Annotated in this window: 14 protein-coding genes; 7 read left to right on the top strand and 7 right to left on the bottom strand. The window is 68.7% G+C overall.

Annotated features, from left to right (window positions below):
* Positions 1-92: 92 nt before the first annotated feature.
* The gene (locus tag ACZ54P_RS00110; protein ID WP_465460184.1) at positions 93-2,576 is read left to right on the top strand and encodes a CHAT domain-containing protein; all 2,484 of its coding nucleotides are present in this window, start codon (positions 93-95) and stop codon (positions 2,574-2,576) included.
* A gap of 200 nt (positions 2,577-2,776) precedes the next feature.
* On the opposite strand, the gene ACZ54P_RS00105 is transcribed toward ACZ54P_RS00110, so the two are convergent.
* Positions 2,777-3,217, bottom strand: a complete 441-nt coding sequence (locus ACZ54P_RS00105; protein WP_465459372.1) for an SRPBCC family protein — start codon at positions 3,215-3,217, stop codon at positions 2,777-2,779.
* A 49-nt stretch (positions 3,218-3,266) separates the two neighbouring features.
* Between ACZ54P_RS00105 and ACZ54P_RS00100 the strand changes: the two genes are divergently transcribed.
* A complete protein-coding gene (locus ACZ54P_RS00100) occupies positions 3,267-5,231 on the top strand; it encodes an FUSC family protein (RefSeq protein WP_465459371.1) in 1,965 nt (654 codons plus the stop codon).
* Between the two features lie 3 nt (positions 5,232-5,234).
* On the opposite strand, the gene ACZ54P_RS00095 is transcribed toward ACZ54P_RS00100, so the two are convergent.
* Complete coding sequence (locus tag ACZ54P_RS00095; protein WP_465459370.1) at positions 5,235-5,858, bottom strand: AAA family ATPase; 624 nt, start codon at positions 5,856-5,858, stop codon at positions 5,235-5,237.
* Positions 5,859-5,949: 91 nt separating this feature from the next.
* Between ACZ54P_RS00095 and ACZ54P_RS00090 the strand changes: the two genes are divergently transcribed.
* The 3 genes from ACZ54P_RS00090 (at position 5,950) to ACZ54P_RS00080 (ending at position 7,767) form a co-directional block, all read left to right on the top strand.
* Complete coding sequence (locus tag ACZ54P_RS00090; protein ID WP_465459369.1) at positions 5,950-6,288, top strand: hypothetical protein; 339 nt, start codon at positions 5,950-5,952, stop codon at positions 6,286-6,288.
* Positions 6,289-6,522: 234 nt separating this feature from the next.
* Positions 6,523-7,455: a TauD/TfdA dioxygenase family protein gene (locus ACZ54P_RS00085; RefSeq protein WP_465459368.1), complete on the top strand. Its 933-nt coding sequence runs from the start codon at positions 6,523-6,525 to the stop codon at positions 7,453-7,455.
* Between the two features lie 75 nt (positions 7,456-7,530).
* Positions 7,531-7,767, top strand: coding sequence for an antitoxin (locus tag ACZ54P_RS00080; RefSeq protein ID WP_465459367.1), 237 nt, complete (start codon positions 7,531-7,533; stop codon positions 7,765-7,767).
* A gap of 68 nt (positions 7,768-7,835) precedes the next feature.
* Here ACZ54P_RS00080 and ACZ54P_RS00075 read toward each other — a convergent pair whose 3' ends face one another.
* The 5 genes from ACZ54P_RS00075 to ACZ54P_RS00055 all read right to left on the bottom strand — a co-directional run bounded on the left by ACZ54P_RS00075 (position 7,836) and on the right by ACZ54P_RS00055 (position 12,863).
* Positions 7,836-8,789 carry a prephenate dehydrogenase gene (locus ACZ54P_RS00075; RefSeq protein ID WP_465460183.1) on the bottom strand — a complete coding sequence of 318 codons (954 nt, stop codon included), beginning with the start codon at positions 8,787-8,789 and terminating at the stop codon, positions 7,836-7,838.
* 48 nt (positions 8,790-8,837) lie between these two features.
* Positions 8,838-10,856: an oxidoreductase gene (locus ACZ54P_RS00070; RefSeq protein ID WP_465459366.1), complete on the bottom strand. Its 2,019-nt coding sequence runs from the start codon at positions 10,854-10,856 to the stop codon at positions 8,838-8,840.
* Between the two features lie 9 nt (positions 10,857-10,865).
* Complete coding sequence (locus ACZ54P_RS00065) at positions 10,866-11,402, bottom strand: PadR family transcriptional regulator (protein ID WP_465459365.1); 537 nt, start codon at positions 11,400-11,402, stop codon at positions 10,866-10,868.
* Positions 11,403-11,519: 117 nt separating this feature from the next.
* A complete protein-coding gene (locus ACZ54P_RS00060) occupies positions 11,520-12,368 on the bottom strand; it encodes an SAM-dependent methyltransferase (protein WP_465459364.1) in 849 nt (282 codons plus the stop codon).
* A 27-nt stretch (positions 12,369-12,395) separates the two neighbouring features.
* Positions 12,396-12,863: a MarR family winged helix-turn-helix transcriptional regulator gene (locus ACZ54P_RS00055; RefSeq protein ID WP_465459363.1), complete on the bottom strand. Its 468-nt coding sequence runs from the start codon at positions 12,861-12,863 to the stop codon at positions 12,396-12,398.
* Positions 12,864-13,008: 145 nt separating this feature from the next.
* Here ACZ54P_RS00055 and ACZ54P_RS00050 point away from each other — a divergent pair, with 145 nt between their 5' ends.
* Both ACZ54P_RS00050 and ACZ54P_RS00045 read left to right on the top strand, forming a co-directional pair.
* Positions 13,009-13,956 (top strand): alpha/beta hydrolase, encoded by a 948-nt coding sequence (locus ACZ54P_RS00050; protein ID WP_465459362.1) that lies wholly within the window; start codon positions 13,009-13,011, stop codon positions 13,954-13,956.
* Positions 13,957-14,079: 123 nt separating this feature from the next.
* Positions 14,080-15,297, top strand: coding sequence for an alpha/beta hydrolase (locus ACZ54P_RS00045; RefSeq protein WP_465459361.1), 1,218 nt, complete (start codon positions 14,080-14,082; stop codon positions 15,295-15,297).
* Positions 15,298-15,405: the final 108 nt, after the last annotated feature.

The raw sequence follows: 15,405 nt of genomic DNA, 5'->3' as shown, positions 1-15,405 counted from the left end.
TCGTCGATCCCGTAGCCGAAGAGGCGGCCGAGCTCCATGCCCAGGCGAAGGCGGCCGCCGCGGATCACGGGCTCAGCAGGCCGATCCGCCTGATGCGGCGCGCGCTCGTCCTGCTGGGGCCGGTCGACGAGGAACACCTCGCGCGGCTGGAGGTCCGGGTCCGGATCCTCATCAGCCTGGCGGCGGCCGAAGCGGAGATCGCGTCCGAAGAGGACGGTCTCGCCCGACTGGACGAGGCGGAACGCATCCGCCTGCTGCTGCCGGACGGTGACGTCCGGCACGAGTTGCGGTTCGTCGTCGGGTTGCAGCGCGCCGTCGTGCTGATGCGCGCCGGACGGCTGGAGGAATCGCTCGCGCTCAACAACGCCTTCCTGCCGGGGCTGGCCGCCGAGGCCGGCAAGTACAGCGCGGTGCTGACCCGGTCGCTGGTGAACCGCGCTTGGCTGCACCTGGAGATGAGCAATCCGGACGCGGCGTACCGAGACCTCGTCGAGGCGCTGGACCTGGCCGTCGAGCACGGATACCGGCGGCTGGAAGGGAAGATCCGGCACAACCTCGGCGATCACGCGCAGCTGCTCGGTGACATCCCGGAAGCTCTGCGGCACTACGAGCAGGCCGCCGCGATCTTCGTGACCGACGGTTCCGGTTCGCTGCCGCTCGTCCGGCTCGACCAGGCGAAGGCGCTGCTCACCGCGGGACTCGCCGAAGAGGCGGCGCGGCATCTCGACGACGCGATCCCGGAACTGCGGCGCAACGGCGCGGTGCATCTCGTCGCCGAGGCGGAGGTCGCCAGGGCCGGTGCCGCCATCCTGGAACGTGACCACGCGCTGGCGAGAAAGCTCGCGGCGTCGGCCCGGCGGAGTTTCCTGCGGCGTGGCAAGGGACGCTGGGCGGAGGTCGCCGCGTTGACCCGGCTCCGCGCGGACGCGGTGAAGGTCTTGGCGGACCGGGAGAAGAAACCGTCCGCGAAACTGCCGGGGCAACTGGCCGATCTCGCGATCCGGCTGGCCGAACTCGGTCTGCGCGACGAGGCGGGCGCGGCCAGGATGTTCGCGGTGCGGCTGCTGATCCGCCGTGACGAGACGGCGGCCGCGGAGAATCTGCTGGCGCAGGTACCGAAACCGCGGCAGACCACGCCGATCGACCACCGGATGCTGCTGCGGCTGTGCCGCGCCGAACTCGCGGTGGCGTCGCACCGGCCGCGGTCGGCGCTCGCCCAGGCACGGGCCGGGCTGGCGGAACTCGGGCAGATCCGCGACCGCATGGGCGGGCTCGACCTCGTCTGCGGGACGGCGGCGCACGGCGAGGAACTGGGCAAACTCGCACTGACGCTGGTGCTCAAGAAGGCGAGGCGCAGCGGCGCCGGGGCGAAAAGCCTGTTCGCGTGGCTCGAACGCACACGCGCCCAGGTGTACCGCTACGAACCACTTCCGATCATCGAGGATCCCGCGCTCGCCCGGCACATCAACGAAATGCGGCACGTGCAGGGGACGATCCAGGCGCGGCGGCTGTCCGGCGAACCGGTCGGGAGTCTCGAGGAACGCTACGACCGCTTGCAGCAGGAGGCGACGCGGCTCGGGTGGTACACCAGCAAATGGGGTCGGCCGCGGCCCGTCTCGGCACCCGAAGAGGTAGTCGAGCAACTCGGGGATCGCGTATTGGTCAGCCTGATGGGGTACCGCGACACCTTGTACGCGGTGGTCGTCGACCGCGGCCGGTTCCGGCTCTTGAAGTTGGGGCCGCTCGCGGAGATCGTCGAGACCGCGCGACAACTGCACGCGGACCTCGACGCGCTGGCCCCGGACAACCTGCCCGCGCCACTGGTCGAGGTCGTCACCGGCTCCGCGCGGCGTCGAGCGGACAAATTGGACAAGCTGATCTCCGCGTCGCTGGCGAAGACGTTGGAGAACCGGGAGCTGATCATCGTGCCGATCGGTTCGCTGTACGCGCTGCCTTGGGGTGCTTTGCCGTCACTGCACGGACATCCGGTGTCGATCGCGCCGTCGGCGACCGCCTGGGTGACCGCGTCCGGACGACGCAGCAAGGGGCCGGTCCTGCTCGCCGGCGGGCCCGGCGTGCCGGGTTCGGTCGGCGAGGTGCGGAACCTGCGGTCGGTGTACCCGCAGGCCCGGCTCGTCGACGGGAAGGACGCGACCAGCGCGGTCGTACTGTCCGCTTTGGATGGTTCCGGAATGGCGCATCTGGTCGCGCACGGCGCGCACGAACCGGCGAACGCGCTGTTCTCGCGGCTGGAACTGGTCGGGGGACCGTTGTACGCGCACGAAACAGCCCGGCTCGCGCATCCGCCGGAACGGGTGGTGCTGGCCGCGTGCGAACTCGCGATGAGCCACATCCGGCCCGGCGAGGAGGCACTCGGCTTCGCCGGGACACTGCTCGCCAGCGGCTCGCGGACGGTCATCGGGGCGATCGCGCGGGTCGGCGACAAGGCCGCCGCCGACGCGATGTCCGACCTGCACCGGCGGCTGGCCTCGGGGACTTCGCCCGCTCTGGCGCTCGCCGAGGCGACCGCCGCCGATCCGCTGCGGCGTCCCTTCCTGTGTCTCGGCGCGGGCTGATCTTTCGGGTCCGCCCGCTCGTGTCATGAGGGGTCCCCCTAGGACAGATTTCGTCCTATGGGGACCCCTCATGACATCGCGGGGGAGTTGTCCACAAGCATCCCCATCTGTGGACAACCCCGCCGACCAGCCGTTCTCGCCGCCCATCGCCGGTAGACTGGACTCGGGGCCGCCCCCCTTGGGAAGGGCGGGGGGTGGGGTCAGGCGCGTTCGGCGTGTTTCACCAGGCGAGTGGCCAGAAGCGAGACCACGGCGCGTAAAGCGGCGCAGGCGGCGGCGCCGGTGCCGGGCAGCGATTCGGTGAACCGGCCGGTCCAGCGCAGATCCGTACCGCCGGAAGCGTTGGGCGTGAACGAGACTTCGGCACGGTAGTCCTTCAGCGGCGCGATGCCCGCGAAGCCGTAGACGTGCTTCCGATCCTGTTCGTACTCCAGCGTCTCTTCGTGGAGATACACCGGCCACAGGCCGACGGCCCGGACGGCGCCCACCCCGTCCTCACCCGGTTCCCGCGCCCAGCGCGAGTGGAACACCACCGGCTTCGCCCATTCCGACCACCGGGAACCGTCGGCTTCCAACGCGAAGAGGGAAGCGGGCGAGGCGCTGCTCGTCCGGTTGATTTCGAAGGAGTACGTCTTGCCCATGTGGCGACGATAACCGCTCCACCCCCGGCGGATAAGTCAAGATAGGGGCGTGAGCACCACGCGCCGCGAGATCGCCGCACCGCATTGGCTGGTGCAGCTGCTCCGCAGCACGCCGGTTCCCATTCCGTGGAACATGGTCGCCAGAGCCGTACTCGCCTTGGCCGTGCCGCTGGCCGTCGGCTACGCGCTCGGCGACATCGGCGTCGGCGCACTCATCTCCACCGGCGCCCTGCCCACCGTCCTGTCCGAATCCGCGGGCCCGTACCGCTACCGCGCCCGCCGTCTCGGCGGCGCCACCGCTGCCGCCGCCCTCGGCTACTTCGCCGGGCTTATCACCGGCGGAATCCCGGCCGCCTCCATTCCGGTCGTCGTCGGGGTCGCGGCGGTGTCCGCGCTGATCAGCGCGGCAGGCAGCAACGCCTCGGTCGCCGGGCTGCAGATGTTTGTCTTCTGCGTGCTCGGCACCGGTCAGCACGTGACCGGTGTGCGCGTCGAGCTCCTCCTCGGATACTTCTGCGTCGGCGCCGCCTGGAGCCTGCTCATCGCGCTCGCCACCTGGACCTTCCGCGCGACCAGCCCGGAACGCGGTGCCGTCGCGCACGTCTACGTCGAACTCGCCGCGATGCTGTCCGCGACCGACGAAGCCACCTCCCGCGTCGCGCGCCACCAGCTCACGACCGCGATGAACACCGCGTACGACCGGCTGCTCACCGCGCGATCGTGGCTGTCGGGCCGCGACGCCACCTACCGCCAGCTGCTCAACCTGCTCTCGGCCAGCACCCCGGCCGTCGAGGCGTCGGTCGCGATGGTCAACGCCGGCCGCCGGGCCCCGGACGACGTGATCGACCACTTCATCGCGACGTCGGCCGCCGTCCTCGCGAATCAGGAACTGCCGGAGCCGCCCGAAGCGCCCGAAGACGCCGACCCGGTCCTCGCCGCGCTCTACGCCGGGCTCGCCAGGATCGGCAAGGGCGACAACCGGAAACGGCGCGAGGTCCAGCCGTGGCACAAACGCCTCCGCGGCTGGGCGGGCTCGCTCATCTCCGGTCCGCTCACCTGGTTCGCCGCGCTCCGCCTCACCCTGTGCGTCGCGATCGCCGAAGTCGTCGCGCTGATGGTCCCGTTCGAACGCTCCTACTGGATCACGCTCACCGTCGGCATCGTCCTCAAACCGGACTTCGGCTCGGTGTTCGGCCGCGCGGTACTACGCGGAATCGGTACGGTGATCGGTGTCGGCATCGGCGCGGCCGTACTCGCCGCCGGCGGCGAGGGGTGGCTGCTGGTGCTGCTGATCGCCGTATTCGCGGGCGGTGTCGCGGTCGGGAAGGTCCGCAACTACGGCATCCTCAGCGCTTTCGTGACACCGCTGATCATCCTGCAGATGGACCTCGCCAGCACCGGCAGCTGGGACATCGTGCTCGCGCGGCTCGTGGACACGGTGCTGGGCTGCGCGATCGTCCTCCTCTTCGGCTACCTGCTGTGGCCGGGCAGCCGTCGCCCGCAGGTCGGCGGACGACTCGCCGACAGCCTCGACTGCCTGGTGAAATACGTCGACAAGGGTCTCGTGCTCGCGCCGTCGGGCGAAGCGCGGCTGGAACGCTCACGGGCCCGTCGCCGCGCCTACCGCGCGCTGGCCGACCTGCGGACCGCGTTCCAGCAGGTCGTCGTCGAACCCTCCGCCGCCGGACGGCAAGCGGTCGCCTGGTGGCCGGTGATCGCCGGGCTGGAACGCGTCGCGGACGCCGTCACCGAGGTCGGCGTCACCCTCGGCCGCGGCGCCCCCGCCCCGGACGACGCCGACATCGCCCTCCTGACGGCCGCGCTCGCCGAACTCGCGGCCGCCGTCCGCGAGGAACGGGACCCGGCGGAGATGCCGATGCCCGACAACGAGCAACTGTCCGGTGTGGTCGACCAGATCGGCACCGCCTTCGACGCCGTGCGTGGCCCCGATCTCGTCGAACGCGCACCGTTGCGACTGGTCCGGCGGTTCCTGCCGTACCACCGCCGGGCCTGAGGTTCAGTCGAACCGGATGTGCTTGACACTCGTCCACTTGCGACGGACGAAACCCCGCAGCGCGCTGTCCGTGTTCGGTTCGAGCGTCAGCCCCGCCGACGCGGCGATCCGATCGGCGACCTGGGCGACGGTGAGCCGGTCGGTGTGGACGTGCTCTCCGAACTCCGCGCCGCTCAGCCGTTCCAGGCAGAGGTCGAGCTTCGACACCGCGAAACTCTCGCGCTTCGGCGGCACACCCTTCCGCCGCACGGAATGGACGACGCCGCGTTCACGCGACCGTCGCAGGACGGTCTCGCGTTCGGCCAGCAAAGCGAAATGCCGGACGTCATGCCCGCGCTCGCGCAGCCTGCCGACGATCTCATCGAAGTAGGTGGGTTCTACCAGCGTCATCGGCACCACTACCGGGCCGTCCTGTTCACCGAGCAGGAGATCGAGCACCTCGAAGACGCCCTGACGCCACGCGGGCAGGTCCTGGAAGTCGCCGCGCAGTGGTGGCGGCAACATCCGGTGCAAGCCGAAGCCCGCGACCTCGGGATCGGACAGGACGCTGCCGGGAAGGCGCCGATGCAGTTCATGCGCGGTCTGCGTCTTTCCGCCGCCGAAGGGGCCGTTGATCCAGACGAGCATGACCTCCACCCTAGCGATGAATACCACCCGCCCGGGGGAGCGTGAGCATGCTCTCGAACTTATGTTCGAAAAGTGACGCATAATCAGAGCCATGCTCGACACTGGTGACACGATGCCGCCGGGGCCGCGTCACCTTCACATGGTCCGGCCCCACCAGCCCGTTTGGGTCAATCTCAGGCTGGTTTACCCGGTCGGCGCGTCGAAGACCCGCCTGCCCGACGGCCTCGACCTGGCCGGCATCGTCCCCGGACTGCTGGGGATGTGGCGGGCGACGACGACGGCGCACTGGGTCGGCTGGGTCACCTTCCAGCTCGGCCCGGTCGGCCAAGGTGGGACGACGCATTCGCAGTGGGTGCTGGCCGAGGCACTGCGGCCGCGCGAGGAGCGGAATCGGTGGTCGGGAAGTTTCCCCTACGAACGGCGTCGTTAGGCGTCCCGCAGCCTGGACCCGGTTGACCGCGTCCCCGACCAGGGGACACCATGGGGCCGTGTCCACCATCTGGGAGTTCGCGCCGCACCGCTCGTTGGGTGAAGGCGTCGCCGCTCTGCTTCTGCGCCGTGGACGGCTGGGCTCGCCGCCCGCGTAACCGCATTTCCCAGCGAAGGCCATCCGTGCAGGTGGCCTCTTTCGTCATCCCGGAAATCGGAAACCCTGGAGCCAAGCATGTCCGTTGAGCTGCCCGACCGTGTCCTGCTCCGCCCGGCGACCGTCCCCGACGGAGGAATCCTCGAAGGGCCCCGCGTACTGCGTCGCCTGCCGGAAGGCGAGGAAGAACGCCCTTACGAACTCTTCGCCCTGCGTCCGCTGGGGCGGGTGATCGGTGCCGAGATCGGCGGCGTCGACCTCGCCGAGCCGCTGACTTCCGCCCTGCAGGTGGAGTTGAACCGAGCGCTGCTGGAGTGGAAGGTGCTGTTCTTCCGTGACCAGCGCATCACCACGGCACACCAGCGCGCCTTCGCCGCCCACTGGGGTGAACTGGAGACGAACCCGTTCATCCCCCAGGGCGAAACCGAGGACACCACCCGCTTCACCCGTTCGGCGACCATGCCCGCTTTCGAGAACATCTGGCACGTCGACGTCACCTTCCGGCCCGCGCCGGCGCTCGGCTCGGTGCTGCGGCTGATCGAGGTCCCGCCGGTCGGCGGCGACACGATGTGGGCCGACATGGCCGCCGCCTACGACAACCTGCCGGAGAACGTCCGCGCCCGCATCGACGGGCTGAAAGCGGTGCACGACTTCATCCCCGGCTTCGCCCGGTTCTCCGATCCGGAAACGCTCTCGCGGCACCAGGACGCGTTTCCGCCGGTCGAGCATCCGGTCGTCCGCACGCATCCCGAGACCGGACGGCGCACCCTCTTCGTGAACCAGGCCTTCACGACGCACATCGTCGGACTCGAACGCGAAGAGAGCGACAGGCTTTTGCGGTACCTGTTCAGCCGCGCGCACATCCCGGAGTTCCAGGTGCGCTTCACCTGGCGGCCCGGCTCGGTGGCGTTCTGGGACAACCGTGCCACCCAGCATTACGCCGTCAACGACTACCACCCGTACGCGCGAGTGGCCGAACGTGTCGCCATCGTGGGTGACCGGCCGTTTTGAGCGGGCGTCCCCGCGGCGGGTGATCGGCGCGCTCGTCCCGGGCGCGCACCCCGCGACCTGTGTGACGATGAGGCCATGGGCATCAACTTCGATGAATTGAAGAACAAGGCCACCGACGCTCTCCGCGAGCACAACGACAAGATCGAGGGCGGCGTGGACAAGGCGGCGGAGTTCGCCAAGTCGAAGTTCTCCGGCCACGACTCCAAGATCGACTCCGGTGTCGACAAGGCGAAGGGCTTCATCAACAAGTTCGACGACACCCCGGACAACCAGCCTCAGCAGGACCAGCAGCAGCCGCCCCAGGGCCAATAACCGCCGCGTTTCGTCCTCTGAATGCGGTCCTTGCGCACGCAACTACCGCATTCAGAGGACTAAACGCGTCAGGAGACCTCGCCGACCGCGGTGTCGTCCTCGATCGCCGTGATCCGGCCACCGCGCTCGCCGAGGGCGATCAGGCCGTCGCGGGCGTCCGGAGCGGTCAGGCTGACGCGTACCCCCGCGCGCTCAGTGTCTTTACTGGTCACAAACGCTTGCGCGCCCTCGTAACCGGCGTTGACCGTCACCGCGAGCCCACCTGTCGACGCCAGCGAGCCCCGCGCGGCGCCCAGCCGTCCGAGCGCTTCGTCGACGATCGGCAGCAGCGCGTCCCGGTTCCCCTCGGTCATCGCCCGCACCAGCGCCGGGCTCGACCCGGCCACGCGCGTGCCGTCCGTGTAGGACCCGGCGGCCAGCGCCATCGCCAGCGGTCCGCCCTGCGCGCCGATCGTGGCGAGGATGGCCGCGAAGATATGCGGCAGATGCGAGATCCGCGCGACCGTCTCGTCGTGCGAGTCCGCGGGCAGCGGCACGACATGCGCGCCGAGGTCCAGTACCAGCTGGGCGACCTCGGCCCACGCCGTCAGATCGGTGTCGTGCTCGACGCCGAGTACCCACGCGGCCCCGCCGAACAGCGCCGGGTCGCTCGCCTTCCAGCCGGACTCCGTGGTCCCGGCCATCGGATGCCCGCCGACGAACTTCGCGTAGGGCGCGCGACGCCGGACGCCGTCCAGCACCGGGCCCTTCACGCTGGTGACGTCGGTGAGCACGCAGTGCCCGGCGACCCGCGAAACGGTGCGAAGCACGTCTTCGACCGCGGGCAGCGGCACCGCGAGCACGATCATCGCGTCCCGCTCCGCCGCCTTGCCCAGCGCCGCCTCGACCTGCGTCGTCACGTCGAAACCCGCTCTGCTGGCCGCGTCCGCGTCAGCTTCGGAGGTCGTCGCCCCGAACGTGGTGCGGCCGATCGAATGCGCCGCGCGCAGCAGCGAACCGCCGATCAACCCGAGCCCGATCACGCATACGTCTCGCACAAGGGTTCATCCTGCCACCTACGAGGCCCCACGTCAGAGAACAGCGGCGAGGCGCGTTCCCTGATCGATGGCCCGTTTGGCGTCCAGTTCCGCCGCGACGTCGGCGCCGCCGATCAGATGCACCGGCAGTCCGGCCGCCCGCAGGTCTTCGGCGAGGTCCCGCACCGGCTCCTGTCCCGCGCAGACGACGACGGTGTCCACATCGAGCACGCGCGGCTTGTCACCGACGGTGATGTGCAGTCCGTCGTCGTCGATCCGGTCGTAGGTGACCCCGGTGAGCTGCTCGACGCGTTTGGCCTTCAGCGCCGCCCGGTGCACCCAGCCGCTGGTCTTGCCCAGCCCCGCGCCGATCCCGGACTTCTTGCGCTGCAGCAGGAAGACCTGCCGAGGTGACGGCTCGACCTTCCGCTCGGTCAGCCCGCCCGCGGCCCGCTCGGGATCGGTGACACCCCATTCGGCCATCCACGCCTCCAGATCGAGCGCCGGGGAGGTGGTGTGCGTCAGGAACTCGCTGACGTCCACCCCGATCCCGCCCGCGCCGATCACGGCGACCTTCCCGCCGACCGGTTTCCCGTGCCGGACGACGTCCACATAGGACAGAACCTTCGGGTGGCCGATGCCGGGAAGCGACGGCACCCGCGGTGTCACGCCGGTGGCCAGCACGACCTCGTCGAATCCGGCGCCGACGAGGTCGGCGGCGGCCACTCGGGTGCCGAGGTGGACCTTGACGCCGGTGACCTCCAGTCGCCGTGTGTAGTACCGGATGGTCTCCGCGAACTCCTCCTTGCCGGGGATCTTGCGCGCGATCCCGAACTGACCACCGATCTCGTCGTCGGCCTCGAACAGCTCGACGGCGTGACCCCGTTCGGCGAGGCTGGTCGCGGCCGCCAGCCCGGCGGGACCCGCGCCGACGACGGCGACGCGTTTGGTCTTCCGCGCCGGCGCCAGCGTCAGCGTGGTCTCGTGGCCCGCACGGGGATTGACCATGCAGGACACCAGTTGCCGCTTGAACGCGTGGTCGAGACAGGCCTGGTTGCAGGCGATGCAGGTGTTGATCTCGTCCTCGCGTCCGGTCTCGGCCTTGCGGATCCACTCCGGGTCGGCGAGGAACGGTCGCGCCATCGACACCAGGTCCGCGTCCCCGCTCGCCAGCGCCTCCTCGGCGACCTGCGGCATGTTGATCCGGTTCGACGTGACGACCGGGATCCCGACGTGCGGTTTGAGCTTCCCGGTCACCCACGTGAAGGCCGCGCGCGGCACCGACGTCACGATCGTCGGCACCCGCGCCTCGTGCCAGCCGATGCCGGTGTTGATGATCGTCGCGCCCGCCTCTTCGACCTCTTTGGCCAGCGCGACGACGTCTTCCCAGCGTTGGCCGCCTTCGACGAGGTCCAACATGGACAGTCGGTAGATGATGATGAAGTCCTCACCGACCGCTTCGCGGGTGCGGCGCACGATCTCGACGGCGATCCGGCGACGGTTCTCCGCGCTGCCGCCCCATTCGTCGGTGCGCTTGTTGGTCCGTTCGGCGAGGAACTGGTTGATGAAGTAACCCTCGGAGCCCATGATCTCGACGCCGTCGTAGCCCGCTTCCTTGGCCAGGAAGGCACAATCGGCGAACGCGCGGATCTGCCGCAGTACGCCGGACCCGGAAAGGGCTCGCGGCTTGAACGGGTTGATCGGCGCCTTGACGCTCGACGCGGAAACGCTCAGCGGGTGGTAGGAATACCGGCCCGCGTGCAGGATCTGCAGTGCGATCTTACCGCCCGCTTCGTGCACCGGATCCGTGAGTTGCTTGTGCGCCTTGGCTTCCGCGCGCGTCGAGAGCTTCGACGCCAACGGCAGGAGCCAGCCGGTCCGGTTCGGCGCGAATCCGCCGGTGACGATCAGCCCGACGCCGCCGCGGGCGCGTTCGGCGTAATACTCGGCCAGTTGCGGGAAATGCGCTTCCTTGTCCTCGAGGCCGGTGTGCATCGAGCCCATGATCACCCGGTTGCGCAGGGTGGTGAAGCCGAGATCGAGAGGGGACAACAGGTTCGGGTACAGGCTCATCGCTGGTCCTTACGCATCGTGGTGGAATGCCTGGAGGACTTCCTCGAGCCATTCGACATGGCCCTGTTCGGTTCGGATTCCTCCGCGCAATACGAGGAACTGATGCAACGACTGTCCACTGAGGATGCTCGGGTCGGGGAAGTCGCGCTTCTCGATCAGCAGGTAGGCGTCGAGCCGGGCCGCGTGCGCGTCGCGATGCCGGGTGATCTCGGCGGCGACGGCACCGGGGTCGCCGAGCGTCGCGCCGCGGATCTTGACGGCGAGTTCCCGCGCCGAGGCGGTGGGATCGGGTTCGGCGAGCCAGCGGACCAGTTCGGCACGGCCCGCGTCGCCGACGGTGTAGACCTTCTTGTCGGGCTTCCCGGACTGCGCGACCTGGTCGACGGCGATCCAGCCCGCGTCCTCCATCCGCTTGAGGACGCGGTAGATCTGCTGGTGGGTGGCGTTCCACCACAGACCGATGGATTTCTCGAAGCGGCGCGTCAGCTCGTAGCCCGAGCCGGACCGCTCGGACAGTGAAACCAGGATCGCGTGCTCCAGTGCCATGCACCTAGTTTCATATGCACCTAGTTGCACTGCAAGGCGACGCATATCACAAGGTACGTGAAGGCCCCCTTCATTGCGTCTAGCGCAATGAAGGGGGCCTTCACGTACTTACAAGAGCTACGGCTTGCGGGCGACACCACCGATGACGCGCGACTCCGAGGGGGTCGCGGCGAAGACCGTCTTCTCGTCCGGATGCCACGCCGGCGCGTAGACCAGGCCCGGCTCCAGCAGCGGCCAGCCGCCGAAGAACCGCCGGAACTCGTCCATCGGGCGCAGGAAACCGGGGTTCGTCGTGGTCTCGTAGTACTTGAGAATGTCCAGCAGCGCCTGACGTTCCTCGTCGTTGGCCGGGTTCTCATTGGTCATCTGCGAGAGCACCAGCAGTGATCCCGGCGCGAGCCGGTCGCGGTAGAAGTCCAGCAGCCCGTCCGGGTCCTGCTCGTCCTTGATGAAATGCATGACCGCGTTGATCACCAGCGCGACAGGCTGCCGGACGTCGATGATCCCGGAGTCGATCACCCGTTCCCACAGATCCTCGGGGTCGAACAGGTCCGCGGCGATCGCGTGGTGGCGGTCCGGGTCGGCGGTGTCGGCGAGCAGCAGCGTCGAGTGCGCGAGCGCGATCGGCTCGTTGTCGATGTAGAGGACATGCGTGTCCTCCTCGGGACGCGCCTCGTCGGCGACCTCGTGGACGTTGCCGGCGGTCGGCAGGCCGGAGCCGATGTCGACGAACTGCCGGATGCCCAGTTCCGCGCAGTGGCGCACGGCGCGGCCGAGGAACTGCCTGCTGGTCTTGCAGTACTCGCCCATGAGCGGCAGACGCTGGCGCACCTTCTCGGCGAAATTGCGGTCGATGGCGTAATGCGTGTCGCCGCCGATGAAGTAGTCGTAGACGCGGGCCGCGGACGGCCGGTCCAAGCTGTTCTCGACGGCCTTGAGCGCCGCGTCGTGATCGATCATCGTCATCCCTTTGTCCGCGCCGGAAATTCCATGCTAACCGGCCGGGACGTAGGCCTCGCGGTAGGCGTTCACGGATTCTGTCAAGCGATCGAGCGCCGCGCGGGTGCGGGCGAGCCCGGCCGCGTCGAGGCCCATCGCGTCGCCGATGATCTTCGGGATTCCGACGGCGCGTTCCCTGAGGCGGGCGCCGTCCTCGGTCAGGCTGACGCGTACGGACCGTTCGTCGTCGGCCTGCCGGTCACGCCGGACCAGTCCGGTTTTCTCCAGCCGCTTGAGCAGGGGCGACAGTGTGCCGGAGTCGAGGTTCAGCACGGTGCCGAGTTCCTTGACCAGCCGCTCGTCCTCCTCCCAGAGCGCGAGCATCACCAGGTACTGCGGATAGGTCAGGCCCAGATCGTCGAGTACCACGCGATAGAGCGCGGTCACCGCGCGCGATGCCGCGTAGAGCCCGAAGCACAGTTGATCGTCCAGGCACAGCGATCCGGTGTCTTCTGTTGGCATCTGTCCTCCTCGTCCCATGGTGTGCCGATCATGCCTCAGCGCGCCACTCTAGTGAGGTAAATCTCCTTGAGGGCATTTTAGTTGCGCACAACTGAGTTGCGAGCTACCTTTTGTTCATCGACTTCGGCTCCCCAGGAGGCAGAAAATGACCGCCAACCCGCACAACCTGGCCCTCGAACCGGCCGCGCAGGCCTTCGTGGAGGCCACCGCGAACCCGCCGTTCCTCTTCCAGTTGCCGCCGGAGGAAGGACGCAAGGCCGTCGACGAAGTCCAGGGTGGCGACGTCGAATTGCCCGCCGCGGACGTCGAGGCCACGCACGTCGACGGCGTCGAGGTCCGCATCGTCCGTCCGGCGGGCGCCACCGGCACGCTGCCGGTGATCGTCTACATCCACGGCGCCGGCTGGGTCTTCGGGAACTTCCACACGCACGAACGCCTGGTCCGCGAACTCGCCGTCGGCACCGGCGCGGCCGTCGTCTTCCCCGAGTACGACCGCTCGCCCGAGGTGCGCTACCCGGTCGCCATCGAGCAGAACTACGCCGTGGCGAAGTGGGTCGTCGAGCACGGCGCCGAGAACGGGCTCGACAGCACGAAGATCGCGATCGCCGGTGACTCCGTCGGCGGGAACATGACGGCCGCGCTCACGCTCATGGCGAAGCAGCGTGGCGACGTCACCTTCCGTCAGCAGGTGCTCTTCTACCCGGTCACCGACGCGAACTTCGACACCGAGTCCTACCGTCAGTTCGCCGACGGCTACTTCCTCGCCCTCGACGGCATGAAGTGGTTCTGGGACCAGTACACGACCGACCCGGCGCAGCGCGCGGAAATCACCGCGTCGCCGCTGCGGGCGACCCTTGACGAGCTGGGCGGTCTGCCGCCCGCGCTGGTGATCACCGGGGAGGCCGACGTCCTGCGTGACGAAGGCGAGGCGTACGCCGCGAAGCTGCGTCAGGCCGGAGTCCCGGTGACGGCGGTGCGGTACCAGGGCATCGTCCACGACTTCGTCATGCTCAACACCCTGCGTGAAACGCACGCCGCGGACGCCGCGATCAAGCAGGCGATCGGGGTGCTCCGCACCGCGTTGGAAGGCTGAGCGGTTCGTCCAAGGTGACCCGCGTCACCCTGGACAACACTTTCCGGTGGTCGTACGTCTCTTGATCCAGATGTGGGAAGTGCGGTGCGGGGCGTGCCGCGGCCGGAGAGGGACACGATCGCCATGGGACTGGGACTGAGTGCCATCCGGCTCGATTCCACACTGAACCTCGTCATCGTCGTCGTGCTGACGCTGCTCGCGATCATCGCGGTGCCGTTCTTCTGGGAACGCTGGCGCCGCAAGGTGATCGGGCGCAGCGCCACGATCCTCGCCGGGGTGGTGCTGATCGTGGTCAGCGCCGGGATGGGCGGGAACATGATCGGCGGGTTCTTCCCGACGGTCGGAGCCCTGTTCGGCACCGGTGTGTACTCCGGGGAGAACGTCGACGCCGTCGCGGGCCAGAACGGCGCCGACCTCGACAAGCTGCGTGACGCCGGGGCCATGCGCGCCAAAGAGGGCAAGGGTTCCGTCGTGCACATGACGGTGACCGGCAAACGCACCGGCCTCACCCGCGACGTCTCGGTGTACTTCCCGCCCCAGTACTACGATCCCGCGTACCGGTCGCTCAAGTTCCCGGTCATCGAATGGATCCCGAACTACCCGTCCGGTCCCGAAGTGGTCACCGGCCCCTACGAGCTGCCCGCCAAACTCGACACGGCCATCGCGAAACACGTGCTCCCGCCGACCCTCGTGGTGATCCCGGATCCGACCGGGAAACCGAAGGTCGGCCACGACACCGAATGCATCGACGAGGTCGACGGCACCGCCAACGACACCTACCTGACCGCCGACATCCGCGACTGGGCGATCGAGAAACTCGGCGCCAACCCGCAGCGGAAGGCGTGGACGATGGCGGGCTGGTCCTCGGGCGGGTACTGCGCGATGAACCTGGTGACCAGGCATCCGCAGTGGTACGGCCAGGCGGCGAGCGTCAGCGGTTACTACAAGGCTTCGGTGGACGCGGAGACGGAGAACCTGTTCAAGGGCAGGCAGGACATCGTCGACGCGAACACGGTCACGATCAACCTGCGGAAGCATCCGTCGCCGGTCGACATCCTCGCGATAGCGGGGGACAAGGAAAGTTTCGAGAGCTTCTCGATCGACCAGATCCAGGCGGCCGTCCGCGCTCCCACGACGCTTTCGTCGTGGCGGATCCCGGACGCCGGGCACAACATGAACACCTTCAAGGCGCAGGTTCCCGACGTGCTGGCGTGGATCGGCGCGCGCACCGTGCCGCCGTGCCTGCCGCAGGACAAGAAGATCGTCACCAACGGCGGGGTCGCTGCGTGGCCGCTGCCCAACACCGGGGCGAAGGGCGCGCTTGTCGACGTCGTCGAGTAACCGTCGGGCCTCGTGAGTGGTTGTTGAAGGTGGGGACGTCAGTTCCACCCACGAAGACCAAGAAACGTGTTTTGCTCGGTCAGACTTGGGGGACCAACAAAAAACATC

The organism is Amycolatopsis sp. NPDC034160, assembly GCF_055575355.1.
Note: the sequence above shows the minus strand (reverse complement) of the source record. Positions and strands in the feature narration are given on the sequence as shown.